The following is a 25,823-nucleotide window of genomic DNA, read 5'->3' on the forward strand; positions in this document are numbered from 1 at the left end:
ACTTTATTGTAACATAAAAATATCAATTCTTGGAATCTTTCACCCTACTAAAAGAGGCATGATTGTTTCATCATGCCTCTGAAATATTTTGAATGATTGTTTTAATTGCTTCTTTTCCATTATATTTTTTTAGTGCTGTTTTATACTTCTCATTATTTTGATTCAATTCTTCGACATACTTTATAAGAGATTTTACAGTTACATCTTCTTCATATAATACGGAGGCATACCCTTGCCTTTCAAAGGACTCTGCATTTAATATTTGATCTCCACGGCTTGCAAATTTCGATAATGGAATTAAAACCATCGGCTTTTGTAATGTTAAAAATTCAAAAATTGCGTTGGAGCCCGCGCGTGAAATAACAAAATCTGTTACCGCTAATATATCTGGCAGTTCTCCATGTACATATTCAAATTGTCTATATCCTTCTTTATTTTGTAAACTTTCATCAAGGTTACCTTTTCCGCAAAGGTGAACAATTTGATACTTTTTAAGAAGTTCTGGTAATGCTTCTCGAGCCGTATCATTAATTTTTTTCGCGCCCAAGCTACCTCCCATAATCGTAATAACTGGCTTTTTACGTGAAAAACCTAAAAATGCTAAACCTGTTTCACGATTTCCCTTCAGCACTTCTTCACGTACAGGAGATCCCGTATATATTACTTTTTCTCTCGGTAAATGTTTCGCCGCTTCTTCAAATGTAACAAATATTTTCGAAGCAAAACGAAGCGCAATTTTATTTGCTAGTCCTGGCGTCATATCAGATTCATGTAATAAAACTGGTACTCTATTTAGCCATCCTCCAATTACGACTGGTACGGATACGAAACCGCCTTTTGAAAAAATCACATCTGGTTTTAGTTTTCGAATTCTTACATACGCATCCATAACCCCCTTCATTACAAGAAAAGGATCTTTTATATTTTTTAAATCAAAATAACGACGTAGCTTTCCACTCGAAATACTATAGTAGGGAATGCCTTCCTTTTCTATAATCGTTTTCTCAATACCTTGGTGAGAACCAATATAAGAGATATCCCAGTTGTCTTCCTGTAAATATGGGATAATGGCTAAATTAGGTGTTACATGTCCTGCCGAACCGCCACCTGTAAAGACTATTTTCTTCATACGTCTCCCCCTTCTAGACTATAATACACTAAAATATCTTGCCTCAGGGTGAGAAAATACCATAGCCGTTACGGACGCTTCTGGCTCCATCATGAATCCTTCTGTTAATGAAATACCTATTTCCTCTGGATGAATTAAGCGAAATAGCTTTTCTTGATCTGCAAGTTCTGGACACGCCGGATAACCAAATGACACGCGTATTCCTCTATATTTCGTACGGAAACGTTCTTCCATCGTCAGTTCAGGTGAGTCTGGAATGCCCCAGCGGTCACGAATGAGCATATGTGTTTTTTCAGCAAGTCCTTCTGCTAATTCAAGCGCTAACGATTGAATGGCATGACTACGTAAGTAATCACCTTTCGCCTTCCACTCTTCAGCAATGTCCCGAACTCCTTCCCCAACCGTAACAGATAAGAAAGCAACATAGTCCATCTCATCTCCAATTGGGCGCAAATAATCGCCTAAAGTACGATAGGGAGCCTTTCCTTGTCTAGGGAATGTGAAACGCTCTATAACACGCGTATGATCTTCTGGATCATATATTACAATGTTTTGTCCGTCTCTTTGCGCTGGGAAAAATTGATACACTGCTTTCGGCTTTAACCAAGATTGTCCTTCCTGCAATAATTCATCTATTAAATCATTTAATTCATGTGCTCTCTTATCTCCCTCTTTCAAAAGCTTCTTCACATTTCCTTTTAATCCAAGGTGATGCCCAAGTAGCATTTGTCTATTTAAAAATGGAGCGAGATGAAGAGCCGGAATATCACGTAATACAATTCGTTTTGTTGAATCAGGCACCATAACCTCAGCCTTCGGTAATGGCTCAATTACTGCTGGAATTTCTACTTTCTTCTCCTCTTTTTTTACGATATGAAGATGACGTTCTTTTTTATCCTGTTTCATCTTCTCACGCTCTTCTTCTTTTTGAAGCTTATTAATAATATCGAGCCCCGTCATCGCATCACTCGCATAACAAACGAGCCCTTTATATGATGGTGAAATCCGATTATCTGTAAACTTTCTCGTTAACGCTGCACCACCTACAACAATGGGAACATCAATATTTGCTGCTTTTAAATCTTCAGCAGTCGTTACCATTTGTTGCGCTGATTTTACTAATAAACCTGAAAGGCCTATAATGTCCGGCTTCTTTTCTTGTACTTCTTGAACAATTCGATCCGAACGTACATTAATTCCTAAATTAATAATCTCATATCCGTTATTCGCTAAAATAATTTCAACGAGATTTTTCCCAATATCATGCACATCACCTTTTACAGTTGCTAATAATACTTTCCCTTTTTTTGCACTATCGCTAGATTCCATATGTGGCTCTAAATAACTTACAGCAGCTTTCATACTTTCGGCACTTTGCAATACTTCAGCAACAATAAGTTCATTATTATTAAATAGTCGTCCTACCTCATCCATCCCTGTCATAAGCGGACCGTTAATAATATCAAGAGGTTTTCTTCCTTCTTCAAGTGCAAGACTTAAATCCTCGTGTAATCCTTGTTTCGTACCTTCTACAATATAATTTGCTAGTCGTTCATCTAGCGTTAACGTTTCTTGCACAACGACATCTTTCTTTTTAGCGACTCGGTAAAAGTTTGTAAATTCTTCTAACGTCTCTTTCGTCGTTTCAAACAGTAATGCATCTGCAAGGTGTTTTTCTTCCTCTGGAATCGACGCATAGCGTTCTAATTTTTCCGTATTAACAATCGCGTAATCTAATCCAGCCTTCGTAGCATGATATAAAAAGACGGAATTCAATACTTCACGTCCAGCCGGTGGTAAACCAAATGATATGTTACTTACACCTAAAATCGTTAAACACTCTGGTAACGCTTCTTTAATAAGGCGAATGCCCTCTATAGTCGCTGCCGCTGAACCAATATATTCTTCATCACCTGTCCCTACTGGAAACACAAGTGCATCAAAAATAATATCTGACGGGCGTATCCCATATTTCGTCGTTAATAATTCGTAACTTCTTTTTGCAATTTCTAATTTTCTTTCAGCACTTACTGCCATACCATCTTCATCGATTGTACCAACTACAATTGCAGCACCATACTTACGAAGAAGCGGTGTTACCTTTTCAAAACGCTCTTCTCCATCTTCTAAATTAATAGAGTTGATAACAGCTTTTCCTTGAATATAAGTAAGTGCTCTTGCCATAACATTTTCATCCGTTGAATCAATCATAATCGGTACTTTTAACACTTTCGTAACTTCTGTCAAAAATTTCTCCATATCTTCTATTTCATCACGATCAGGATCTGCCATACAAATATCAATAATATGAGCATTTTTCTTCACTTGCGCTCTTGCCACTTCAGCAGCCTCTTCAAATTTCCCTTCTGCTACTAATCGTTTAAATTTACGTGATCCAATAACATTCGTTCTTTCACCTACAAATAACGGTCTCATAGACTCATCATATTGCAGTGCCTCTAATCCACTAATTCCATGTCCTTCTCTCTCATGATGGTCACGAGGCTTAAGAGATGCTAGTGCTTCTTTCATTGCTTTTATATGTTCTGGTGTCGTGCCACAACAACCACCGATAATATTAACCCATCCTTCTTCAGCAAATCGCTTCACCTTTTCAGCGAGAGAAGATGGAGACTCATGGTAATGTCCATCTTCATCAGGAAGACCTGCATTTGGATAACAAGAAATGTAACACTCCGATAAATCAGATAGTGAACGAATATGGTCCCTCATAAACTCCGGACCAGTCGCACAATTTAACCCAACAGATAATGGTTTCATATGTTCTACTGATAAATAAAAAGCTTCAATTGTTTGCCCAGCCAGAGTCGTTCCCATTGGCTCAATCGTTCCTGAAATCATAATAGGAACCGTTTTTTTCAGTTCTTCAAAAGCAGCTTGAATTCCAATATAAGCTGCTTTCACGTTACGCATATCTTGACTCGTCTCAACGAGTAATACATCAACTTCTCCTTTTAATAATCCTCGTGCCTGCCTTGTATAAGCCTCAATCAATTCTTCAAAAGTCACACCACCAGTAACACTAATTGCTTTCGTTGTTGGTCCCATCGCTCCCGCAACATATACTTCCTTACCGCTTTCTTTAACAGCTTGCTTCGCCAAAAGTGCTGCCTTTTCATTTAGTTCTTCATCTAAATGAGACAGCTCATAATCACTTAGTACAATATTCGTTGCCCCAAATGTATTTGTTTCAATAATATCCGCTCCAGCTTCAATATAAGCTTTATGAATCTTTAAAATAACGTCTGGTCTTGTTTCTACTAAATATTCATTACAGCCCTCGTACTCTTCTCCTCCGAAATCTTCAGCAGTTAAATCCTCTTGCTGAATCATTGTTCCCATTGCACCATCTAATATTAAAATGCTATTTTGTAATTTTTCTTCTATACACTTCATCAATTAATACCTTCTTTCACTTCTTGCTTTTCTCTTACATATTTAACAAGATGTTCTGTAATTTCATATTTTAAAAATGGTGTAATAAGATAAATACCATTAAAATATTTCATCGCTGCGTCGATCAATTCTTGCGAAATGCGAATCCCTTCCTCAATTGCCGCCTCTTTCGTTTCGTGTCCATCCATTCTCTCTCTTATTTCTTCTGGAAGAGTAATACCCGGTACCTCAAAATGAAGAAAATCTGCATTCCGCTTACTTACTAACGGCATAATTCCAATAAAAATAGGTTGTTCCAAATGCTTTGTCGCTTCATACACTTCTTCAATTAACGCGATATCGTAAATTGGCTGAGTTAAAAAATATTCCGCTCCAGCATCTATTTTTCGTTCCATTCGCTTAACCGCTGCTTTTAAGTGCCTCACGTGAGGATTAAATGCGCCGCCTACAGAAAACCTTGTCGCCGGTCCAATTGATTTCCCTAAAATTGAACGTCCATCGTTCATTTCTTTAATCATTTTAATGAGCTCAATAGAGGACAAATCGTATACAGAAGTTGCACCAGGAAAATCACCAACGCGCGCTGGATCACCAGTTAAAGCTAACACTTCTTCCATCCCTAACGCCGATAAACCTAACAAATGAGATTGTAGTCCAATGACGTTATGATCCCTACACGTTAAATGTGTCAATACCGGGATATCATGCTTCGTTAATAACGCACCCATTGCCATATTAGAAATACGAGGCGATGCTAATGAATTATCTGCTAGAGTAATAGCATCTGCTCCCGCTCTTTTTAAAGCTCTTGCTCCTTCAAAAAACCGCTGTGTATCTAACGTTTTCGGTGGATCTAATTCCACTACAACTGTCGTTTGTTTTTTCGCTTTCTCTGCTAGAGTGACGTGAGCCTTCGAACGTTTCTCATGCGTATGAACAACTTTCGGCCTTTGAATGGTGTCTTTTTCTATTACAGGTGTAACATTCGCAACAGCGTGCTTCATACTTTGAATATGTTCTGGAGTCGTACCACAACAACCACCTAATAACCGAATACCTTGCTCAATAAATCTCGGCGTCATCGCCTCAAAATAAGCTGGGCTTCCCTCATATACGTAACGTCCCTCCACATAATTCGGGAGACCTGCATTTGGGTATGCTGATAAATAGCCATTTTGCGGAATCGATATCATTTTGAAAGCCTCCGTCATATGAAGCGGCCCTAGTTGACAATTTAATCCAACAACATTTGCACCGTAATCTATAAGTTGCTTTAATATTTCATTGACATCATTTCCATTTTGAGTCGTACCTGCTTCATGTAACGCTAATTGAGCAACAATTGGAATGTTCGTTTGCTTACGCAATACTTTAACAGCATGAAGTAATTCAAATTCATCGTAAAAAGTTTCTAATAGTAATCCATCAACCTGTTCTTCTAGTAAAGCCCCTGCCTGTTCAAGTAGCATAAACTCCCTTTCCATATCAGTCGTTGTAACGGCTCCGATATGTTTCATACCACCAATTGTTCCTAAAATTGCATTTTTATCTGTCACAGATGCTTTCGCCAGTTTTACTGCCGCTCTATTAATTTCTGTAACTTGATTTTCTAAGCCGTACATACGTAATTTCGCCTCATTTGCTCCATACGTATTCGTTTGAATTACATCTGCTCCAGCAGCTACATATTGTTTATGAATCGATATAATTAAGTCTGGATCAGATACATTCAATTCTTCAAAGCTACTTTGCAAGCCATGTGAATGCAATAACGTCCCAACCGCACCATCACCTATTACAATTCCTTTTGATAATAAATCTAGTAATTTCACGAATCTCCCTCATTTCTATCAATATAAAAACCCCCTCTTCACTTTGAAGAGGGGGACATAATCGTTCCTCCTCTTATTATGCAAAACATTCGTTTTGCAGGTATTAGCACCGTTTCAAACATTTCGTTTGAAGGTTGCCGGGTTTCACAGGGCCTTTCCCTCCACCGCTCTCAATAAGAGTTGTCTTTATTATTTTATTTATGTAGCTAAAAGGAAATGCGTTCCCCTTTTAACAATGTTTGTTAATTTTTTAATAAATTTAGCATGCACAAAAGTAAAAGTCAATGACACTTGCGGAAAAATAAAAATTTTTCAAAATAAATTTGCAATTCAATTATCTTTTGTTGTAAAGTTAAAAACATAATAAAAATTTCATACGAACATTCTTATCTAGAGAGGTAGAGGGACTGGCCCTGTGACGCCTCAGCAACCATTAACATTTTGTTAATAAGGTGCTAATTCCAGCAAATTGTGAAAGATTTGACAGATGAGAAGAAGACTCTATTCAAACCGAAAGCCTTCTTCTTAGAAGGCTTTTTTTATTTTATATTCACTTAATGTTTCAATTTAAAAAGGAGGAATTTTCACATGTCAACAATCGAAACAAAACTAGCACAAATCGGCAATCGCAGTGAAACTACAACTGGAACGGTTAATCCACCAGTTTATTTCTCAACCGCTTATCGTCATGAAGGAATTGGTAAATCTACTGGCTTTGACTATTCACGAACTGGCAATCCAACTCGAGGTCTTTTAGAACAGGCAATCGCAGACTTAGAATATGGCGAACAAGGTTATGCCTGTAGTTCAGGGATGGCGGCTGTTCTCCTCGTCCTTTCTCTATTCCGCTCTGGAGACGAACTTATTGTATCTGAAGATTTATACGGTGGAACGTATCGATTATTTTCTGAACATGAAAAAAAGTGGAATGTTCGATGTAGATACGTAAATACACAGTCTATTAAACAAATTGAGCAAGCTATCACAACTGAAACGAAGGCTATTTTCATAGAAACTCCAACTAATCCATTAATGCAAGTTACTGATATTGCTGCTGTCGCAACTGTAGCGAAAAGGCACGGACTACTTCTTATTGTAGACAACACATTCTACACACCTTATATACAGCAACCATTAACAGAAGGTGCTGACATTGTACTTCACAGCGCAACGAAATATTTAGGGGGACATAACGATGTACTAAGCGGACTTGTCGTTGCAAAAGGAAAGGAACTTTGTGAAGAAATCGCTCATTATCATAATGCATCAGGTGCAGTTTTAAGCCCATTTGACTCATGGTTATTAATTCGCGGTATGAAAACGTTAGCGCTTCGCATGAGACAGCATGAAGAAAATGCGAAAGCAGTTGTTGCATATTTAAATGATGAAGACGGGGTGACAGATGTATTTTATCCTGGAAGAGGCGGCATGATTTCATTTCGCCTTAAAGATGAAGCTTGGATTAATCCATTCTTACAATCTTTATCCTTAATTACATTTGCCGAAAGTCTTGGTGGTGTAGAAAGTTTAATGACTTATCCAGCAACGCAAACACATGCTGATATTCCTGAAGAAATTAGAACAGCAAACGGTGTATGTAATCGTCTTCTTCGATTCTCCGTTGGCATTGAAAATAGTAACGATTTAATTCAAGACTTAAAGCAAGCCATTAAACTTGTAAAAGAAGGTGTAAGAATATGAGTTATTCTATAGATACACTCTTACTACACAACCAATATAAACATGACTCGCAAACAGGAGCTGTGAACGTTCCTATCTATAACACATCAACTTTTCACCAGTTTGATGTAGATACGTTCGGAAAATATGACTATAGCAGGTCAGGAAATCCAACTCGTGAAGCTCTTGAAGATATCATTGCTTTATTAGAAGGTGGAACAAAGGGATTCGCCTTTGCATCAGGCATTGCAGCGATTTCCACTGCATTCCTCCTTCTTTCACAAGGTGATCACGTACTCATTTCAGAAGATGTATACGGAGGAACTTACCGAGTGATAACTGAGGTACTCTCCCGTTACGGTGTTTCACATACATTTGTTGATATGACCAATTTAGAAGAAATAAAACAAAGCATTAAACCAAATACAAAGCTCTTTTATGTAGAAACACCTTCTAATCCACTTTTAAAGGTAACAGATATTCGCGAGGTTTCTAAACTTGCAAAATCTATTGGGGCTCTTACTTTTGTTGATAATACATTTTTGACACCACTATTCCAAAAACCACTTGAACTTGGAGCTGATGTTGTTCTTCATAGTGCCACAAAATTTATTGCTGGGCATAGTGATGTTACTGCCGGATTAGCAGTAGTAAAAGATGCAGAACTCGCTCAAAAGCTTGGATTTTTACAAAATGCATTCGGTGCTATTTTAGGACCTCAAGATTGTTCTCTCGTACTTCGCGGTCTAAAAACATTACATGTACGCCTCGAGCATTCAGCTAAAAATGCCAATAAAATTGCACATTATTTACAAGAGCACACTAAAGTACAAAATGTCTATTATCCGGGATTACAAACACATCTCGGATTTGATATTCAACAATCTCAAGCAACATCAGCTGGAGCAGTCTTATCATTTACTTTGCAGTCAGAAGATGCACTCCGCCAATTTTTATCAAAAGTAAAATTACCTGTTTTTGCAGTTAGTTTAGGAGCTGTAGAGTCAATTCTTTCTTATCCAGCAAAAATGTCACATGCAGCACTGTCGCAAGAAGCTCGTGATGAAAGAGGAATCTCTAATTCATTACTTCGGTTATCAGTCGGTCTTGAAAATGTTAACGATTTAATATCCGATTTTGAAAATGCCCTTTCTTATGTAGAAGAACCTGTAAATGCATAGAGAAAAAAGAAGATATGAGAATAGGTTTTCATATCTTCTTTTTATGCGATTTAGTTATAGTCATTTGAAATTTTTCTTATAGTCCATAAAAAATAAAAGTATATCATCTATTTCTAAATAATTGATTAATTGATATATTAAAAAATAAAAAAGGGGTAAAAATAATGGATACTTGTGCAGATATTTTAATCGTTATCGATTTACAAAATGGCGTATGTTATGGCGGAGAGCATTTATTTGATTTACAGAACTTACTAACAAAAGTAAATAAAAGAATTTCTTCATACAGAAAATTAAATAAACCAATCCTTTTTGTTCAACATTGTGATGATGATTTAGTACCCGAGAAAGAACTTTGGGCTATTCATACCGATCTTGATGTTCAAGAACAAGATTTTTTTGTAAGAAAAACACATGCTAATTCATTTTATAAAACAAACTTAAAAGAAATTTTAGATCAATTATCTGTAAATCGCATTGAATTTTGCGGTGCCCAAACAGAGTACTGTATGGATGCTACGATTAAGTTTGCCCACGGACTGGGATACGAAAACTTTATGATACAGAAAACAACCTCTACGTTGAATAATCCTTTTATGTCCGCAAAAGAGACAATTGATTTTTACGAGAACATATGGAATCACAGATTTTTAACGTTGCTAAAAGATGAATTTTAGAATAAATGACTAATGACTTGATTATCCTAAGATTTATCAGCCGTAATCAAATATTTCATTATCACCATAAAGAAGCGAATTACATTCAGCTTCTTTTCTTTTAACCTGTTTTATATTCTATATATATCATTATAATTCCTTTGTCATATTATTTTAAAAATTTCGTATATTCATTTGAAAGAATAAGAAAATCATGATAAAATTGTGTTACAAATATATCTATATCTTTCAATTTTTAAAACGAATCGAAATTTTCACCCAAAAATGTCATTTTACAAAAACGTGCTAATTTACCTATTTTATTTACATCATGGTCTCTTTTCTTACAATTTCTTTACTTTAGGACTTTTTTTCTGCAACAACTATTTTCTTTTCTTTAAATTTTTGGTATGTATAGTATGGTATAATAGCTCACACGGAGGTGGAAAAGAACATGTTAGAAACCTTTCAAAAAGAATTAGAACTATATGAAAGTAATGCAGAATTATTAAAAGTGCTGGCTCATCCTGTTCGTTTATGTATCGTAAAAGGATTAATTGAGCGCGGTCCAAGCAACGTTTCTACAATGTACACTGGCTTAAACATGCCACAATCTACAATTTCACAGCATTTAGCAAAATTAAAAAGCGCTAAAATCGTTTCTAGTGAAAGAAAAGGATTGGAAATTTATTACAAAGTAGAGAACGAAACAATAATTCAACTCGTTCGCGTATTATTAGGTTAGGGACTAATAATCGAAGAAAAAGAACGTATTCTATATTTTTTATCTCATATCTTTAATATAAATATATATCATGAGAGGAAATATATAATACTACATAAGTCGTATTAAAAAACAAGACACAGTATATACTGTGTCTTGTTTTTTATATTGTTACATACCGCTCCAAATGTAAATGTTGCATATCTTTTGTATGTATAACAACATCAAACGCACTCCCTACTCCTCCATTCAAAATCATAGAACGAACTGCTCGATTTTGTTTTTGTGTTTCAGAAAAAGGATTCATATCTTGATGGCTCGTAAGCTGTTCTAATATCCCTGCAGCTAACAAGAACTCAGATTGTTTCTTATGCCATACTGCACTCATTCCTTGCATACTAAACATCTCCTTTAGCTCGTCCCAATGAATATGAGTAGTAAGATCCATTTCACCTGGATGCGCTAGTGGGTTACGTATTAGCTTATGCTGATAATAACCTCGCAAACTTCCTTCACGGTGTGCTGGATGCATCCATTCTTCTTTTGTGTATCCGTAATCAACTGTAATACATATACCTTTTTGAAACCATTTCGCGATTTCTTTTATATACTCCTCCATCACAATTGGTACTTCAAAACGTTGCCCTTCAGCAATATGAATATTATATTTCAATAAATATCGACCAATTCTTTTATCTAACGGCCTACATACTTCTGAAAGGTTTCCTTCCTCTGTATATGTAATACGCACTTCATACAACATACCATTTCTTTTCTCAATTATTTCAACAGGAAATGCATCAAACAACTCATTCGAAAAGAGAATTCCCTCGAAAGAATCTCCCATTTCACTATAGGAGGTATAGTACGATACATTAGAAAATGAGCCAAGCTGCTCCTGCTGTAATTTCCTATGAAAAGGGCTCACTTCAATCATTGAATAGTTTAAATCAATAAAGGTTTTTGGAGATAATTGCTTCCATTCTTGTAAAACATCATAGGCAAACTTTCCAGTTCCCCCACCAACCTCACAAATATTCGAAGCAACTTCACCATTTTCAACAAGACGAATAAAAAGTTTAGCAAAAGTTTTTGCAAAAACAGAGGATACATTGCTACTTGTAAAAAAATCCCCTTGTCTTCCAATCTTTTCACGTTCTTTCATATAATATCCATGACCTTCTGTATACAATACAAGGTTCATATACGTACTATATGAAATTGAATAATCCTTTTCTTTCCCCATCCATTCTCTTAAAATGAGCTCCATTCCCATAATGACTCCTTATTGTAAAAACGGATTATTTTCTTTTTCAAAACCAATGCTTGTTTCTGGACCATGTCCACATAACACCGCTGTCTCATCTGGTAATACAAATAATTTCTCTTCAATACTTCCAATTAATTCAGCAAAACTTCCACCAGGCAAATCTGTTCTTCCAATGCTCATTTGGAACAATACATCTCCTGAGAATACAGCATTTGCCTCTTTACTATAATAAGAAATACTTCCTGGAGAATGTCCTGGCGTCTCAAAAATTTCAAAATTAAATGATCCAATTGTTAATGTACCTTCTGCATCAATAATATGATCCGCTGGTTTTGCTGTAATACTGCGGTTCATCATAAAAATTTGAGAGCCGTTTACAGTTGCATCTCCTAACCAATCTGCTTCTTCTTTATGTACGTATACAGGAATATGAAAAGCGTCTCTTACCGCATCAACAGCACCGATATGATCAAAGTGAGCATGCGTTAATAAAACAGCCAATGGTTTTAATTGTTCTTCTTGTAAATATGTAACGAGCTTTTCACCTTCGTGCCCAGGGTCAAAGATAATGCACTCTTTTTGATCGTTCATTAAAATATAAGCATTTGTTTGTAATGGGCCTAACGGCATTTGTATCCATTTCATATGAAAATCTCCTCCAGTTATTAAACTTACTTTTAATGATACAACATTTCTTTCTCTTAGGAAAAGAAAGGATGCTATCTCGACAATCATTTTTAAAACATGTACAATATAAAAGAGTAAATATTCCAAAAACTCATAATAAGAAATGGGTAGACAGAGGAGGATATTGCATGGGCCTTGTTATTATTTTTACACTTGTCACTCTGTTAGCTGTATTTGCTACGCTTAGAACACTTCGTGAAAAAAACTTTTTCGCGAGCGGCTTTGCAATTGCAACTGTACTCGTTTTCGGATGGTTTACGATCATGACTGTTCTATATAACGGGTATCCACCAGCAGCTTAATTCGTTTACACTTTATTCTTCATCGAGATTTCACACAAAAAGAGGAAGGGTTCCCCCTTCCTCTTTTCATATTTCAAAACTTATATCATCTTCGCTTCGTATTTGTGCTTTTTTACAAGCCAAGCTCCTCCGATAACACCTGCATCATTACCAAGTGTTGCAATAGCTAACTTCGTGCTCTTTACAGCACGTGAGAAAGCGTATTGCTCGAAATAGCGTTGAATTGGTTCTAATAGCGCATCTCCAGCTTTAGACACGCCTCCACCAATAACAATTTTCTCTGGGTTCAACGTACTAGATAGGTTCGCTACAGCTAACCCTAAATAAGAAGCTACCTTTTCTACTACTTCGCCTGCTAATTCATCACCTTGTCCAAGTGCTTCAAAGACATCTTTTGATGTAATACGTCCTTCTTCAGCTAACATAGAACGCAACATGCTTTCTTTATTAGTCTCTTGTATTTTTTGCATAGCAACACGTACAATACCTGTCGCAGATGCTACTGTTTCTAAGCAACCAGACTTCCCGCAATTACATGGGAAAGCATTTTCTGTAACTACTGTAATATGTCCAATCTCACCAGCAGCACCACTCACGCCGTGTACAATCTCACCATTGGCGATTACACCACCACCAACGCCCGTACCAAGTGTCATGCAGATTAAATCTTTTGCACCTTCACCAGCACCTTTCCACATTTCACCAAGCGCTGCTAAGTTTGCATCATTATCAATAACAACAGGTAATCCTGTTTCTACTTCTAATAAATCTTTTAGCGGATAGTTTTTCCACCCTAAATTAACCGCTTCATAAATCATTCCAGATGCCACATGTACAGGGCCAGGAGCTCCCATACCAATACCAATTAACTTGCTCTTCAATTCGCCTAATTCTTCTAGCTTTTTATCAATTGCTTTCGCAACATCAAGTGTAATATGTTTTCCTTGCTCACCTGTATTTGTAGGGATTTCCCACTTATGTAAAATTTCGCCGTATACATTAATAAATGCTAATTTAATCGTTGTACCACCAAGGTCAACACCAACTAACCATTTCTCTTCCATGTTGCTTACCTACCTTTATCTAATTCTTATTTAGCTCTTTTTGAATTTCTTGCTTCAATAAAAATAAAGCTGTTTGATAGTCTTGTGGATCGATTAGCTGTGATTGATTTAATTCACGCAATTCATCTTGCATTAATTGTAAATCTGCAATTCGATCTCCCGTATAAATAATCGTACCAAATTTCTTTAGCAATTGCTGAATATCATAAATAGATACCATTTCATCACCCTCTATGCTCACTTACTATAAAAATTATAATAAGAAAACGTTCACATATTTTATTATAATCAAGAAGAAAAAGTCTCGTCAATTTTTATTTGTCTATACAAGCTCATTTATAAGCATTGTTCCTTTTTCTGTAATAATTTTTTCTATATTTTTATCAAATGGCTCTACCGGAATGTGTTTTACCATTTGAAAATCATATGCTAATGATAGCGTTTTCCCTTTATAATGCACGAGATAACGATCATAATAGCCCCCGCCGTATCCAATCCGTTCTCCTCGCTCTGTATAAGCTACGCCTGGCACAATTTGAAGATCAATGTCATCCGCACTGACTTCTTCCGTAAGTCCCGGAATCGGTTCACGTAAATTCATATACACCGTTTCTAATTGATCAAAATCACTAATTTTCCGGAAGGACATCGTTCTTGTTCCTTTATTACACTTAGGAACTACAACTTTCTTTCCTTCTTCCCAAGCTTTTTCGATAATAGGATATGTATTCACTTCATTTTCCATTGAAAGAGTAATTCCAATTGTTTTAGCTTCAACCCACTCTTTTTGCGCATACAACGAAAATGCAATCTGTTCTGATAAAGTTGTATACTGTTCTTCTGATAAAGAATTCATGTGTTCTATTATTTGTTTACGCAAACGCACTTTCTCTTCTTTCACACATTCTCCTCCTTACAGTGACACTTTACTCTATGATGATAGTGTATCACTTTTAACATAGGAATCGAATAAAAAAAGAAACAGTAGGAAAATATTCCTACTGCTTACTTTGTTTCACGGTGTAACGTAGACTTCTTGTCACGCTTGCAATACTTTTTAAGCTCGATACGCTCAGCGTTGTTACGTTTATTTTTCTTTGAGATATAGTTACGATCTCCGCATTCTGTACATGCTAGAGTAATATTCACACGCATTCTTATTTCCCTCCAGTACTAATAACTTAAATCAGACTATACTATAATACCACTTTTAAAATAAAAATTCTACACCTTTTGATATTGTCTAATTTTTTCTATAATATTTTTCATGTTTTCCCTTGCTATTACTGGGTTTCTAGCATGTGAATACACTAAAAATTTTGGTTGTTTTGTGTCAGAAACGATATAAGACCACTCTTTTTCAGTATATTTGAACTGTACTCCTTCAAATATGCCTTCTCCCTTCCTTTCAATATCATCCAATAATTTCCTCATAATTTTCCCTTTTTCATTCCATGAACATACCACTTCATCATAAAGTAAATAGAGCGGAGGTGATTGCTCTACTATGCTGAGAAACGTTTTTCCTTGCAATGCTATTAGCTCAAATAATTTTCCAATTCGATATAAAATATCTCGCTTCCACCTTACTTGAAACGACTTCCTTTCATCCTGCGTATAAAACCAAAGATAACATTCTCCTAATTTCAAAGACATTGGGTAAATATTTCCTGTAGATTCGAGTAAGAAATCTGGAATATCTACCTCTTCTAAATCTGTACCCTGGTAAATATTACTATGTTTATCGTATAACTCGAAATGATTTCCTTGCTCAGAAAACATAAGAGCCATATTCGCTTTACTTGATTTCATCAAAGCTTTCACATGATCTTTTTGTTCACTTGCATAAATCCATGTAACTGTACAACCAAGTCTTTGTAGAAAGAGCATAAGTAAATGTTGCAACGTATCATTTCTCTTATTAATAAGAAGATGAAACTTCTGCATCTGTATTTTCTCGATATCAATATGCCCCAATATAACTTCTATATACTCATTCATAGAAACATGAACCAGCTTATTTCGCCCCATCTCTTTCTCATGCACGTAATAAAACAATTCGGACATATATACTTGTTCTATCTCTTTTTGCTGCTTATACGTTAACGGCATGCCAGCTTGACCATACAACTTTATAACAATCTCATTCTCATTCTCCACTTGAATGAAAACCCCACCTGCACATTGCAAATGATGAACACTATATTGAAAAAGTGACTCGTTCATTTCTTTGCATTCCATCGTATGAATCCCTATACCATGAATAGCATGTAAAAATAAATTTTTATAAGAGGTTGTTTCTATATTTTCTTGACTTCCAATTAATATACTTTCTCCTTTTGTAAAAAGAGAGCCATACGCCATCGCAATCTTCACGATAAACTGGGGAGTAATTTCAACATTCCCTCTTCCTACAATGCGGCTTTTTTGTAACCACCCTGCACTCATTTCACTCTCTTGAATACCAGCCGCTCCTACTATCGAATGACTATCAATCGCCTTATAAGGCCATAGTTTTCCTTTTTGCTTAATTATCGTACTTCTCCCGATATGACAGTGATCCGCTACAATGCTTTTTTGAAACAGTGTAACGTCATCTTCAACTATTGTACGCTCTCCTATTGTCGTTTCTAATAGTTCACAATACTTTCCAATATGGGCATTTGCAAAAACAATACTTTTTTGAAGATGAGAATAATTTGAAATGATACTATTTTTTCCAATAATAGAATATGGCTCAATTACAGCTCCTGTACCAATCTTTGCTCCTTCTCCAATGAAAGAGGGGCCATGAATTTTTGTCCCTTTCCCAATCGTCACCCCTTCTCCCATCCATACCATCGGTAATACTTCCGTATAAGGAATAGGTACTTGTAACTTTTTCGTTAACAAATCAAATTGTGCTTGTCGATATTGATTAAATGTGCCGATATCTAACCAATAACCTTCTGACAAATATGCGAATAACACATTTTTGTTTGCCAATAAAGGAAACACATCATGACTGAAATCAAAAAATTGTCTAGGCGGTATGTAAGAAAAGATTTCTGGCTCCATAATATATATGCCTGTATTCACAACATTAGATACTACCTCATTCCAACCCGGCTTTTCTATATATCGTGTAACCTCCTGGTCTTTATTCATTACAACCAATCCAAATGAGAGTGGATTTTCTACTTCTTTCACAAACATTGTTACCATTCTTTTCTTTTGTTCATGAAACCTAATTCCTTCTGATAATTGAAAGTCAGTTAATGCATCCCCGCTTATTACAACAAATGTTTCATCTAAAAATTGTTCTGCTTGTTTAATACTCCCTGCTGTACCAAGTGGAGGAGAGTCTTCAAAATAATACAAGTTAACTCCCCATTTACTACCATCACCAAAATATCGCTTAATCGTAGTACTCATATATTGAACAGTAATTGCAATTTCACGAATACCATGCTGGCGTAATAACTCAATATTGTATTCTAAAACTGGTTTTTCTAATAATGGTAACATCGGCTTTGGAGTATTACATGTTAATGGTCTAAGGCGTCTTCCTTTTCCTCCAGCTAAAATAACCCCCTTCATATACTTCAGCCTCCACTTATATAATGTTCAGTAGCTCCATATACCATATGTATATTCTCTATCCCACATGAACTAGCAGCATAAACTTGATTAGTTAAACGAATCCTCATTTAAAAGACCCTATAATTAAATTTCCCACCTATAAAAACGTACGTTTCAAACGACAAGAAAGCGCTTACTATTAATTGATAAATAATACTTATTAACGAACAACATATATACTAATTTTCCCATTACATTATGATACATCTTATCATCATAAACTAAAGGAAACAACGAGCTTTTTTTGTCATGTTTTGACTAAAAAAAGCAGGTGATTTCTCATCACCTACTTTTATTCCTACTCATTCAATAAATAATGCTTTCCTTTTACTAAATAAAATACATTTTCAGCAATATTTGTAATATGGTCTGCTACACGCTCAATATATCTCGCCACAAATGATAATTGTGTAATTTGCGTAATTGCTTCTGGTTGTTCCGGAACTGAAGATATAAACTCACGAATTGCTTTTCCATATATTTCATCAACGGAATCATCCATTTCAGCAATTTGTTTCGCGAAAGTTAAATTTTCTTGTTCATATGCTTCTAACGCTAAATGCAACATCTTATTTGCAACCGCAAACATTTCATCCAGGTTGTGCAAACTAACAGCCACTTCTTTTTCCCCAAGACGAATTGTAGCCTTTGCAATATTAACAGCATGATCTGCAATACGCTCTAAATCTGTCGCTGTTTTAATCGAAATAAAGATTCTTCTTAAGTCACTTGCTACAGGTTGCTGCTTCGTAATGAGCATAAGCGCAAGATCGTTTATTTCCTCTTCTAAATTATCCATACGGTAATCACCATCAATGACCTCTAACGCTTTCTCTACATCCCTTGTATGCAGACCTTCCATAGCAATCAATAAAGCCGCATTTGCTAATTCGCCAAGCTCAATCACCTTTTGCTGTAACACTTTTAAATCACCTTGAAACTGTTCTCTTACCATTTTTTCTTCCCCCTCAATATTATGTGCCATTATATACAAAGTGAAACTTTAATCACCCCTCATCAATCGGGCTTTTACAGGCCGCCCGCCCACCTAACTTCTTTACTTTTGCTGAATTTTGAGGTGGGGTCTTACTGCCCGCAAATAGCGGGATAAATCTCCTACATAACCTCTTACGCTTGTAATAAACCTTAAGATAAAGAGAAGGTATTACTTCCCTATTAAAGTGAGATAAAAATAAGAAATGCCCTCTGTTAAGAGGGCATTTTCTCTTAGCTTTGCAACGATATCAACCAAAGCGACCTGTAATATAATCTTCTGTACGCTTATCTGAAGGCGTCGTAAATAATTTGTTTGTATCTGTATACTCCACAACTTCCCCGCTTAAGAAGAAAGCGGTTTTGTCTGAAATACGCGCTGCTTGTTGCATATTATGCGTTACGATAACAATACTAAAGTCTTTCTTTAACTCTTGAATTAATTCTTCTACTTTTAATGTTGAAATTGGATCTAGTGCCGATGTTGGCTCATCCATTAAAATAACGTCTGGCTCAATAGCTAAGCAACGTGCGATGCATAGACGCTGTTGCTGTCCACCAGATAAACCGTATGCATTATCGTGCAAACGATCTTTTAACTCATCCCAAATCGCTGCTCCGCGTAAACTTTTCTCAACAATTTCATCTAATGTCTTTTTGTCACGGATACCATGGATTTTTGGACCGTATGCTACATTCTCATAAATAGATTTTGGAAATGGATTTGGCTTTTGGAACACCATTCCTACGTGCGTTCTTAATTCTTCAACTGGATATGATTTATCAAATATATTGCGTTCTCTATATTCAATTACACCTGTAGTTCGAACGATCGGTACTAACTCTACCATGCGATTTAACGTTTTTAAGTACGTTGATTTACCACAGCCACTTGGACCGATAATTGCTGTAACTTCATTCTCATGAATACTTAAATTAATATCTTTTAAAGCATGGTCTTCCCCATACCATAAATTTAAGTTTTTCGTATCAAATACTACTTTCTTTGGCGCAGTCTCGATTTTCTCTTCGTTTTTCACCTGTACATTTACTACTGTTGCTACCATTTGAATTCCCCTTTCATCCACTTCCAACTTATTTTCGATTTCGTAACCATAAAACAAATATATTGATAAATAGCAACAAACCTAACAAAACAATCATCCCAGCTGCTGCTACATACTGAAATTCTTCTTGTGGCCTACTCATCCAATTAAAAATTTGAATTGGTAAAACTGTAAATCTATCAAACATACTAAATGGAACATAATTTGCAAACGCAAGTGCCCCAATAACTAATAGTGGTGCTGCTTCTCCAATTGCTCTTGATATCGCTAACGTACAGCCCGTTATAATCCCCGGGAAAGCATATGGCAATACAATTTGATACATCGTTTGCCACTTCGTAGCACCTAATCCGTAAGAACCCTCTAATAATGCACTTGGTACTGATCGGATTGCTTCTTGACTCGCCACAACAACTGTTGGTAAGACGAGTAAACTCATCGTCAGTGCTGCTGCAACTATACTCTCTCCTAAATGAAGAGCATATACAAAAATAGTTAAACCAAGCAATCCAAATACAACGGATGGTACTCCTGCTAACGTTTGATTATTAATCTCTATTATTTTTTTAAATAGAGATTCCTTCGCATATTGCTCTAAATAAAATGCTGTTCCAACTCCAAATATAAAAGAAACAGGTATAACAATACTCATAAATAATATTGTCCCTGACAAAGCTGCAGCAATACCAGCTTCTTTCGGATTACGTGAAGCGAAATTTGTAAAGAAATCTATTGAAAGATAACTTATACCTTTTTCAACAATTTGAAACAGTAACAAAAACAAAATTACGATTGAAAATAAAATTGCTATATAAAATAACAATTTGTAAATTCGATCTTTTAAAAAGCGTGATGCCATATTTTTTTGTATTTTTTTATGATTCAACATTCGCATATTATGTCATCCTCCTAAAACGGCGCATAATTGACTGCGAAATGATGTTCATAATAAAGGTAAACAAAAATAATGTTGCGCCTACAGCATACATGCTGTAATACGTAATCGTTCCATGCGGAGCATCACCTAAACTTACTTGCACAATATAGGCTGTTAACGTTTGAATAGAATGTGTCGGATCAAGCGATACATTTGGTGTGGATCCTGCCGCAATTACAACAATCATCGTTTCACCAATTGCACGCGAAGCCGCTAATATAATTGCTGCCATAATCCCTGTAAAAGCGGACGGAAACACCACTTGTTTTACCATTTCAAACCGCGTCGCTCCGAGTGCTAATGAAGCTTCTTTCGTCCCTTTCACCACAGCTCTCATCGCGTCTTCAGATAGAGATGCAACTGTAGGCATCATCATAAATCCGATAACGATTCCTGGGCTAATCGCATTAAAAAACTGTAAATCTGGTATAATCCTTTGTAAAAGCGGCGTAACAATTGTTAATGCAAAAAAACCATATACAATTGTCGGGATACCTGCTAATAGCTCTAACATCGGCTTTAATATTTTCCGTGCACTATTTGAAGCATATTCGCTTAAAAATACGGCACACGCTAAACCGATAGGAATTGCTACAAACATAGCGATTGCTGTTACAAGGAACGTTCCACATATAAGTGGTAATATACCGAATTTAGGATTTTCAAAAAACGGTAACCATTCTTTCTCCGTCAAAAAGGAGTACAATGATATTTTTTGAAAAAACATGATTGTTTCATTAGAGAGCGTAAAAACAATTCCAAGTGTCGTAACAATAGAAACGCTAGCAATTATTTTTAGTAACAAAGGCATTATTCGATTGATTCGCTGCGTTTTTTTTCTTTGTTTTGTATTTCTTTCAATCAAATATTGTACAGAAAATGTAATTTGACTTTTGTCATTATGAGCCAAAGATGAAAACCCCTTTCCACCCTGACATTACCTTTTTATTTCTGTTAACATACGCAGCTGTTCATTGTATTTTTCTTTTCTTAATTTTACATACCCGACCTCTTCAGCGAGGTTACCAACATGCTGAATCATAAACTCAACATAGTTTGCTACATTCATTTTATTTCGGATAGATGCATTATTCACATAAGTAAGTAGCGGCCTAGATAACGGCTTATACTTACCTGACTGAATGGTCTCTTTCGTCGGAAATACACCATTCACTTTTATTGCTTTCACCTTATCTCGATTAGCCATATAATAAGCATATCCTACAAAAGCAATGGCATGTTTATCATTCATTACCCCTTGCATAATAACTTGATCATCTTCAGACAAAGAGATTTTTTTTACAATGCGATGATTTTGTAAGATGACATTTTGAAAATAATCATAAGTACCAGAGTCTACGCCTGGTGCATAAAACTTCACTTGTTCACGTGGCCATGTTGAATGAATTTGTGACCATCGCTTCTCTCTTCCATCTTCACTCCACAGTAAACGTAACTCGTCTACTGACATATCGTCTACCCATGTATTGTGCCGATTCACAACGATTGTAAGACCATCGTTAGCGACCTCAAAAGGTGTGAACTGAATAGAGTTTTTCTTCATCTCATTTTTCTCGACTTGTTTCATTACTCTCGAAGCATTATTTATATCTACTTCTCCTTTACTGAAACGATTAAATCCTCCTCCAGTTCCAGAAACACTGATGGAAATTTTCACGTCTGGATGCACCTTTGTATATTCCTCCGCTACTGCTTCTATAATAGGAAAAACCGTTGAGGATCCATCAACTCTCACTTCTCCCATATCATTTAAAGCAAATGCAGTAGACATTTCAAAACAGAGGAACCATATCGATAGTACGAAAATTATAATCGGTGTACGCATCCATTTCACGTGTTCTTCCTCCTAGAAGTAACCGGAAATAACAGGATTACAGATATAAGAATACTGCTAAACTATTAATTCGGTTTTAATTGTTTGTAAAAGTTTTGTAAAGTTCCACAAAAATCAACATACGATAAAGTGAAACTTTAATCAGCCCTCACCAATCGGGCTTTTACGGACAGCCCGACCCCCACCTAACTTCTTTGCTTTCACTGAATTTTGAGATGGGGGTCTTACTGCCCGTTAATAGCGGGATACAATTTTAATCGGTAGTAGTTATTCATTTTCTCTGATAATTTCCCTATAAAACAGTTATCCCCTATCTCATCATATACAAGTATTATTTATAAGGCCGCGTGTTTCCCAATATTGTATACTTGTCCACATTTATTACACGATATGCATAAACCATAAAAAAAAGCACACTATCTTTTCAGATAGTGTGCTTTTTTTAAATTTTTTTATTCATCATCTTGATCTTTATTTTTATTGTTTTTATCATCTTTTGGAGCTTCACCATTTACTTCTTGGTTTTTTAAATCAAAGTAGGCGTCCATAATTTCACGACCAATATATCCATTAATACCAGTCTTATCATCATGTACCCATGGAACAACAACAGAGAATGCTACTTCTGGATCTTCAAGTGGCGCATAACCTACTAATGTTAAGTTATATGTTTCCACACGTTCACCATTTGCCTTTCTACCAATCTCTTTATCTCCGCCATACACAGTTTGCGCGGTACCTGTCTTCCCTGCCGCTTTATATTTTGCACCTGTAAAGTATTTGGTAGCTGTACCACCTGAATCATTATACACTTGTCTAAATCCTTCTTGAACACGTTTAATTTGCGATTCTGGCATATCAACACGATTTAATACTTTCGGTTCCATAGATTGAACAACTTTCCCAACTTCATCTGGTTTCACTGCCGGTTGACGAATTTCTTTTACAACTTGTGGTTGCATACGATATCCACCATTGGCAATCGTCGAAATATATTGCGCTAATTGAAGCGGTGTATACGTATCATACTGTCCAATTGATAAATCTAGTAAGAAACCTGGTTGACTACCTCTCCCCATCTGACCAGCAGATTCATTCGGTAAATCAATTCCTGTTTTTACACCAAGTCCAAACTGTCCGAAATAATAACGCATCGTATCAAATGCTTTTTGAGGTATATCTAACGTACCACCTCTCACATATGGAACACCAGCGATATTCATCGCTGTTTTAAACATATAAACGTTAGAAGACATTTTTAAAGCTGTAAGATCATTAATATATCCCATCGTTTTCCAAGATGACTTCGTAGGTGTACCTTTTAATTTAATTGGTTCATCCAATTGTACTGAACCTGGTTGAATCGCACCAGTTTGATATCCAGTAAGTACTGTTGCACCTTTTACAGTTGACCCCATCGGATAAGAACTTGTCATGGTACCTAATGCAAAGTCATTTACTTTCGTTTGACCATCTTCGTTAACTAATTGTTTCCCAGCCATAGATAAAACTTCACCATTTTTTGGGTTCATCATTACAACGAATGCGCGATCTAAAAGAGGTTCGCTTCCTTTAAATCTCATTAAATTCTTCGTAAGAATATCCTCCACGCGCTTTTGTAATTCCATATCAATCGTTAAATTCAGGTCATTACCACTTTGTCCTTTTGATACATTAATCGTTTCTAAAATATTACCGTTTTTATCTGTAACATTTCTAACTTCTGCTTTCGTACCGTGCAGACTATCTTCATACTGTTGTTCAAGATAACTTTTTCCTACTCGGTCATTTCGATTATAATCACGAACAAGATAGTAATCTAGTCTTTCTCTTGGTAAACCTTCGTCAGAAGTTGTTACACCACCAAGTACACTTCGGAACAAATCACCATCATATGCATATTTTCGTTCCCAATCAACACTTGTATCTACTCCCGGCAATTGCGCTAAATTTTCACTAATAATCGCATATTCTTCATCTGTTGCATTTTTCTTAAGAACTTGAGGTGTCATTGCATATCCGCCATCCATCTTACTCTTAATCGCTAGTATTTCTAGATCTTTTGCGGATAATTGATTAATCTCTTCTTCTGTTACACGACTGCGCTGACGCTCGTCTAATTCTTTATCATCAATTTTTTTATCTTTAAACTCTTGACGATCTTTATTCGTAATTTTTTCTTTAGCTTCCTCTTTATGCATAGCAAGCCAATAATCTTTTTTATCGCGATCTGTTAATTTATCTGTCGGTACTTCAATCAAATCTGCTAGCTTTTTCGCTGTTTCTAAGCGATCCTCTGCAGTTGATCCTTTCATTTTTGTAAATGTAATAGTACGAATGGCTGCATTATCTACTACAGATCGCCCATAACGGTCAAATATTTTCCCACGCGGTACAGGATTACTTATCGTTGAGTTTTCTTTCTTCTCCACTTCATTCTTATATTCTTCACCGCGAACAATTTGTACATATCCGAGCCTTACAATAACCGCGGAGAACATTAAAAACACGCAGAAAAACAGCACGTTTAACCGAAAAGGAACGTGGGTCTTTTTCTTATTTTGCTTCTGCTTCTTGCTCATACAAACCCCCTCTACCAACAGCTATGTAATGTGAAAGGGACACCTTCATACAGGTGTCCTCACTGCTGTCTTACATCTTTTTCTATTCTAGCATAAAACAAACGAGAAGTTAACCTTCTACTATAGATAAAACCTTATCTTCTGAAAAACGCAACAAACAGCTATATTACGCAGTTTTTTGTTTTCCCTAAAATTATAAATGGCAACACTTTTCTAGTTATTTGTGACCAAATTCGTTACCGAAAAAATTCAAAATGAAACCAATAAAAAATAAAAGAGCACAGCGTGTTAATAAAGTGTACCACCACTTTATTAACCGTCCGCCTACTATCGCTAGGCAAACACTTGCTGTAACTCTTTATGTACCCCATTTTACCGTACATAAGGGTCTCCTAGCAACAGTTTGCTTACATTTGGCATTCTGTTGCTTTTTTGTTTAGACAAAGGAGCCTACTATTATGAAGAAACATATTGATGTCATAGCTCAAAAAGAATCCTATCACAACTTATCCACATTTACTGATGTGGAAGAAGTAAACAAAGTAGTTAGAACGTATAGAGACGTTATTCGAACGTCTGTTACACGTGCCGATGTACAAGCTAAGCTGCTTACATTATTGAATATTTTAAAGCACCACAGTTGCAAATATGCAGGCGTTAGTTTCCTATGCAAAAATTCAATTGCTAACATCATAGAAGTTTCCTATAAAACTGTACAACGTCTCATGAAAAAACTTGTGGATTTAGGAATAGTGAATCAAGTGGCAATGAAACGGAAAAAAGATATGCGTCAAACTGCCAATGCGATTATCATTCAACCAATTGT

At 35.9% G+C, this 25,823-nt stretch carries 21 protein-coding genes, 1 pseudogene and 2 riboswitches; of the genes and pseudogenes, 6 read left to right on the forward strand and 16 right to left on the reverse strand.

Going from position 1 to position 25,823, the window contains the following annotated elements; translation table 11 throughout:
- Positions 1-70: 70 nt before the first annotated feature.
- From murG to ATL10_RS12215, 3 genes are read right to left on the reverse strand one after another with little or no spacing between them, the layout of a single operon-like run.
- Entirely contained in the window at positions 71-1,129 is a 1,059-nt protein-coding gene (murG, locus tag ATL10_RS12205; protein ID WP_089171761.1) for an undecaprenyldiphospho-muramoylpentapeptide beta-N-acetylglucosaminyltransferase, read from the reverse strand.
- A gap of 18 nt (positions 1,130-1,147) precedes the next feature.
- Positions 1,148-4,546: a methionine synthase gene (gene metH, locus ATL10_RS12210; RefSeq protein WP_098235761.1), complete on the reverse strand. Its 3,399-nt coding sequence runs from the start codon at positions 4,544-4,546 to the stop codon at positions 1,148-1,150.
- Positions 4,546-6,378, reverse strand: a complete 1,833-nt coding sequence (locus ATL10_RS12215; protein ID WP_000770353.1) for a bifunctional homocysteine S-methyltransferase/methylenetetrahydrofolate reductase — start codon at positions 6,376-6,378, stop codon at positions 4,546-4,548. Before ATL10_RS12215 ends, metH begins: the two co-directional genes overlap by 1 nt.
- A 70-nt stretch (positions 6,379-6,448) precedes the next feature.
- A riboswitch (SAM riboswitch) is annotated at positions 6,449-6,558 on the reverse strand.
- Positions 6,559-6,761: 203 nt separating this feature from the next.
- A riboswitch (SAM riboswitch) is annotated at positions 6,762-6,872 on the forward strand.
- Between the two features lie 94 nt (positions 6,873-6,966).
- Between ATL10_RS12215 and metI the strand changes: the two genes are divergently transcribed.
- From metI to ATL10_RS12235, 4 genes are all read left to right on the forward strand, one after another.
- Positions 6,967-8,079, forward strand: a complete 1,113-nt coding sequence (metI, locus tag ATL10_RS12220; protein WP_000103889.1) for a cystathionine gamma-synthase/O-acetylhomoserine thiolyase — start codon at positions 6,967-6,969, stop codon at positions 8,077-8,079.
- On the forward strand, positions 8,076-9,239 hold the full coding sequence (gene metC, locus ATL10_RS12225) for a cystathionine beta-lyase (RefSeq protein ID WP_090977063.1): 1,164 nt from the start codon (positions 8,076-8,078) through the stop codon (positions 9,237-9,239). The genes metI and metC overlap by 4 nt, the downstream gene beginning before the upstream one ends.
- Before the next feature lie 164 nt (positions 9,240-9,403).
- Positions 9,404-9,916 carry a cysteine hydrolase family protein gene (locus tag ATL10_RS12230; RefSeq protein WP_069356200.1) on the forward strand — a complete coding sequence of 171 codons (513 nt, stop codon included), beginning with the start codon at positions 9,404-9,406 and terminating at the stop codon, positions 9,914-9,916.
- 433 nt (positions 9,917-10,349) lie between these two features.
- Positions 10,350-10,640: an ArsR/SmtB family transcription factor gene (locus ATL10_RS12235; protein ID WP_000894377.1), complete on the forward strand. Its 291-nt coding sequence runs from the start codon at positions 10,350-10,352 to the stop codon at positions 10,638-10,640.
- Positions 10,641-10,782: 142 nt separating this feature from the next.
- Here ATL10_RS12235 and ATL10_RS12240 read toward each other — a convergent pair whose 3' ends face one another.
- Positions 10,783-11,895 (reverse strand): class I SAM-dependent methyltransferase, encoded by a 1,113-nt coding sequence (locus ATL10_RS12240; protein WP_065229363.1) that lies wholly within the window; start codon positions 11,893-11,895, stop codon positions 10,783-10,785.
- 9 nt (positions 11,896-11,904) lie between these two features.
- A complete protein-coding gene (locus tag ATL10_RS12245) occupies positions 11,905-12,534 on the reverse strand; it encodes an MBL fold metallo-hydrolase (protein ID WP_000871225.1) in 630 nt (209 codons plus the stop codon).
- Positions 12,535-12,704: 170 nt separating this feature from the next.
- Here ATL10_RS12245 and ATL10_RS12250 point away from each other — a divergent pair, with 170 nt between their 5' ends.
- Entirely contained in the window at positions 12,705-12,878 is a 174-nt protein-coding gene (locus tag ATL10_RS12250) for a DUF2759 domain-containing protein (protein ID WP_000524852.1), read from the forward strand.
- Positions 12,879-12,958: 80 nt separating this feature from the next.
- On the opposite strand, the gene glcK is transcribed toward ATL10_RS12250, so the two are convergent.
- The 11 genes from glcK to ATL10_RS12305 form a co-directional block, all read right to left on the reverse strand.
- Positions 12,959-13,942, reverse strand: coding sequence for a glucokinase (glcK, locus tag ATL10_RS12255; RefSeq protein WP_000391701.1), 984 nt, complete (start codon positions 13,940-13,942; stop codon positions 12,959-12,961).
- 19 nt (positions 13,943-13,961) lie between these two features.
- Positions 13,962-14,162 (reverse strand): YqgQ family protein, encoded by a 201-nt coding sequence (locus ATL10_RS12260; RefSeq protein ID WP_000253699.1) that lies wholly within the window; start codon positions 14,160-14,162, stop codon positions 13,962-13,964.
- 102 nt (positions 14,163-14,264) lie between these two features.
- Positions 14,265-14,843 (reverse strand): 5-formyltetrahydrofolate cyclo-ligase, encoded by a 579-nt coding sequence (locus ATL10_RS12265; RefSeq protein ID WP_000656861.1) that lies wholly within the window; start codon positions 14,841-14,843, stop codon positions 14,265-14,267.
- Between the two features lie 104 nt (positions 14,844-14,947).
- Positions 14,948-15,097, reverse strand: a complete 150-nt coding sequence (gene rpmG / locus ATL10_RS12270) for a 50S ribosomal protein L33 (RefSeq protein WP_001265616.1) — start codon at positions 15,095-15,097, stop codon at positions 14,948-14,950.
- A gap of 69 nt (positions 15,098-15,166) precedes the next feature.
- On the reverse strand, positions 15,167-17,521 hold the full coding sequence (locus ATL10_RS12275; protein WP_110496952.1) for a sugar phosphate nucleotidyltransferase: 2,355 nt from the start codon (positions 17,519-17,521) through the stop codon (positions 15,167-15,169).
- Positions 17,522-17,861: 340 nt separating this feature from the next.
- Positions 17,862-18,518, reverse strand: a complete 657-nt coding sequence (phoU, locus tag ATL10_RS12280) for a phosphate signaling complex protein PhoU (protein WP_000251246.1) — start codon at positions 18,516-18,518, stop codon at positions 17,862-17,864.
- 289 nt (positions 18,519-18,807) lie between these two features.
- Entirely contained in the window at positions 18,808-19,623 is an 816-nt protein-coding gene (gene pstB / locus ATL10_RS12285; RefSeq protein WP_000226681.1) for a phosphate ABC transporter ATP-binding protein, read from the reverse strand.
- 28 nt (positions 19,624-19,651) lie between these two features.
- Entirely contained in the window at positions 19,652-20,518 is an 867-nt protein-coding gene (pstA, locus tag ATL10_RS12290; protein WP_110496954.1) for a phosphate ABC transporter permease PstA, read from the reverse strand.
- Between the two features lies 1 nt (position 20,519).
- The gene (gene pstC / locus ATL10_RS12295) at positions 20,520-21,470 is read right to left on the reverse strand and encodes a phosphate ABC transporter permease subunit PstC (protein ID WP_053563644.1); all 951 of its coding nucleotides are present in this window, start codon (positions 21,468-21,470) and stop codon (positions 20,520-20,522) included.
- Positions 21,471-21,497: 27 nt separating this feature from the next.
- Positions 21,498-22,406 carry a PstS family phosphate ABC transporter substrate-binding protein gene (locus tag ATL10_RS12300; protein ID WP_202441590.1) on the reverse strand — a complete coding sequence of 303 codons (909 nt, stop codon included), beginning with the start codon at positions 22,404-22,406 and terminating at the stop codon, positions 21,498-21,500.
- A gap of 461 nt (positions 22,407-22,867) precedes the next feature.
- Positions 22,868-24,997, reverse strand: coding sequence for a peptidoglycan D,D-transpeptidase FtsI family protein (locus tag ATL10_RS12305; RefSeq protein ID WP_071713588.1), 2,130 nt, complete (start codon positions 24,995-24,997; stop codon positions 22,868-22,870).
- Between the two features lie 458 nt (positions 24,998-25,455).
- Between ATL10_RS12305 and ATL10_RS12310 the strand changes: the two are divergent.
- Positions 25,456-25,823 (forward strand): annotated as a pseudogene (locus ATL10_RS12310) (cytosolic protein); the annotation flags it as partial.

The organism is Bacillus sp. 196mf (assembly GCF_003217275.1).
GTDB classification, from domain to species: domain Bacteria; phylum Bacillota; class Bacilli; order Bacillales; family Bacillaceae_G; genus Bacillus_A; species Bacillus_A thuringiensis_S.

Bases quoted from the DNA above. Each gene is read 5' to 3' on its own strand.
- murG (WP_089171761.1), bottom strand. From the start codon at position 1,129: ATGAAGAAAATAGTCTTTACAGGTGGCGGTTCGGCAGGACATGTAACA.
- metH (WP_098235761.1), bottom strand. From the start codon at position 4,546: ATGAAGTGTATAGAAGAAAAATTACAAAATAGCATTTTAATATTAGAT.
- metI (WP_000103889.1), top strand. From the start codon at position 6,967: ATGTCAACAATCGAAACAAAACTAGCACAAATCGGCAATCGCAGTGAA.
- metC (WP_090977063.1), top strand. From the start codon at position 8,076: ATGAGTTATTCTATAGATACACTCTTACTACACAACCAATATAAACAT.
- ATL10_RS12230 (WP_069356200.1), top strand. From the start codon at position 9,404: ATGGATACTTGTGCAGATATTTTAATCGTTATCGATTTACAAAATGGC.
- ATL10_RS12235 (WP_000894377.1), top strand. From the start codon at position 10,350: ATGTTAGAAACCTTTCAAAAAGAATTAGAACTATATGAAAGTAATGCA.
- ATL10_RS12240 (WP_065229363.1), bottom strand. From the start codon at position 11,895: ATGGGAATGGAGCTCATTTTAAGAGAATGGATGGGGAAAGAAAAGGAT.
- ATL10_RS12245 (WP_000871225.1), bottom strand. From the start codon at position 12,534: ATGAAATGGATACAAATGCCGTTAGGCCCATTACAAACAAATGCTTAT.
- ATL10_RS12250 (WP_000524852.1), top strand. From the start codon at position 12,705: ATGGGCCTTGTTATTATTTTTACACTTGTCACTCTGTTAGCTGTATTT.
- glcK (WP_000391701.1), bottom strand. From the start codon at position 13,942: ATGGAAGAGAAATGGTTAGTTGGTGTTGACCTTGGTGGTACAACGATT.
- ATL10_RS12260 (WP_000253699.1), bottom strand. From the start codon at position 14,162: ATGGTATCTATTTATGATATTCAGCAATTGCTAAAGAAATTTGGTACG.
- rpmG (WP_001265616.1), bottom strand. From the start codon at position 15,097: ATGCGTGTGAATATTACTCTAGCATGTACAGAATGCGGAGATCGTAAC.
- ATL10_RS12275 (WP_110496952.1), bottom strand. From the start codon at position 17,521: ATGAAGGGGGTTATTTTAGCTGGAGGAAAAGGAAGACGCCTTAGACCA.
- phoU (WP_000251246.1), bottom strand. From the start codon at position 18,518: ATGGTAAGAGAACAGTTTCAAGGTGATTTAAAAGTGTTACAGCAAAAG.
- pstB (WP_000226681.1), bottom strand. From the start codon at position 19,623: ATGGTAGCAACAGTAGTAAATGTACAGGTGAAAAACGAAGAGAAAATC.
- pstA (WP_110496954.1), bottom strand. From the start codon at position 20,518: ATGCGAATGTTGAATCATAAAAAAATACAAAAAAATATGGCATCACGC.
- ATL10_RS12300 (WP_202441590.1), bottom strand. From the start codon at position 22,406: ATGCGTACACCGATTATAATTTTCGTACTATCGATATGGTTCCTCTGT.
- ATL10_RS12305 (WP_071713588.1), bottom strand. From the start codon at position 24,997: ATGAGCAAGAAGCAGAAGCAAAATAAGAAAAAGACCCACGTTCCTTTT.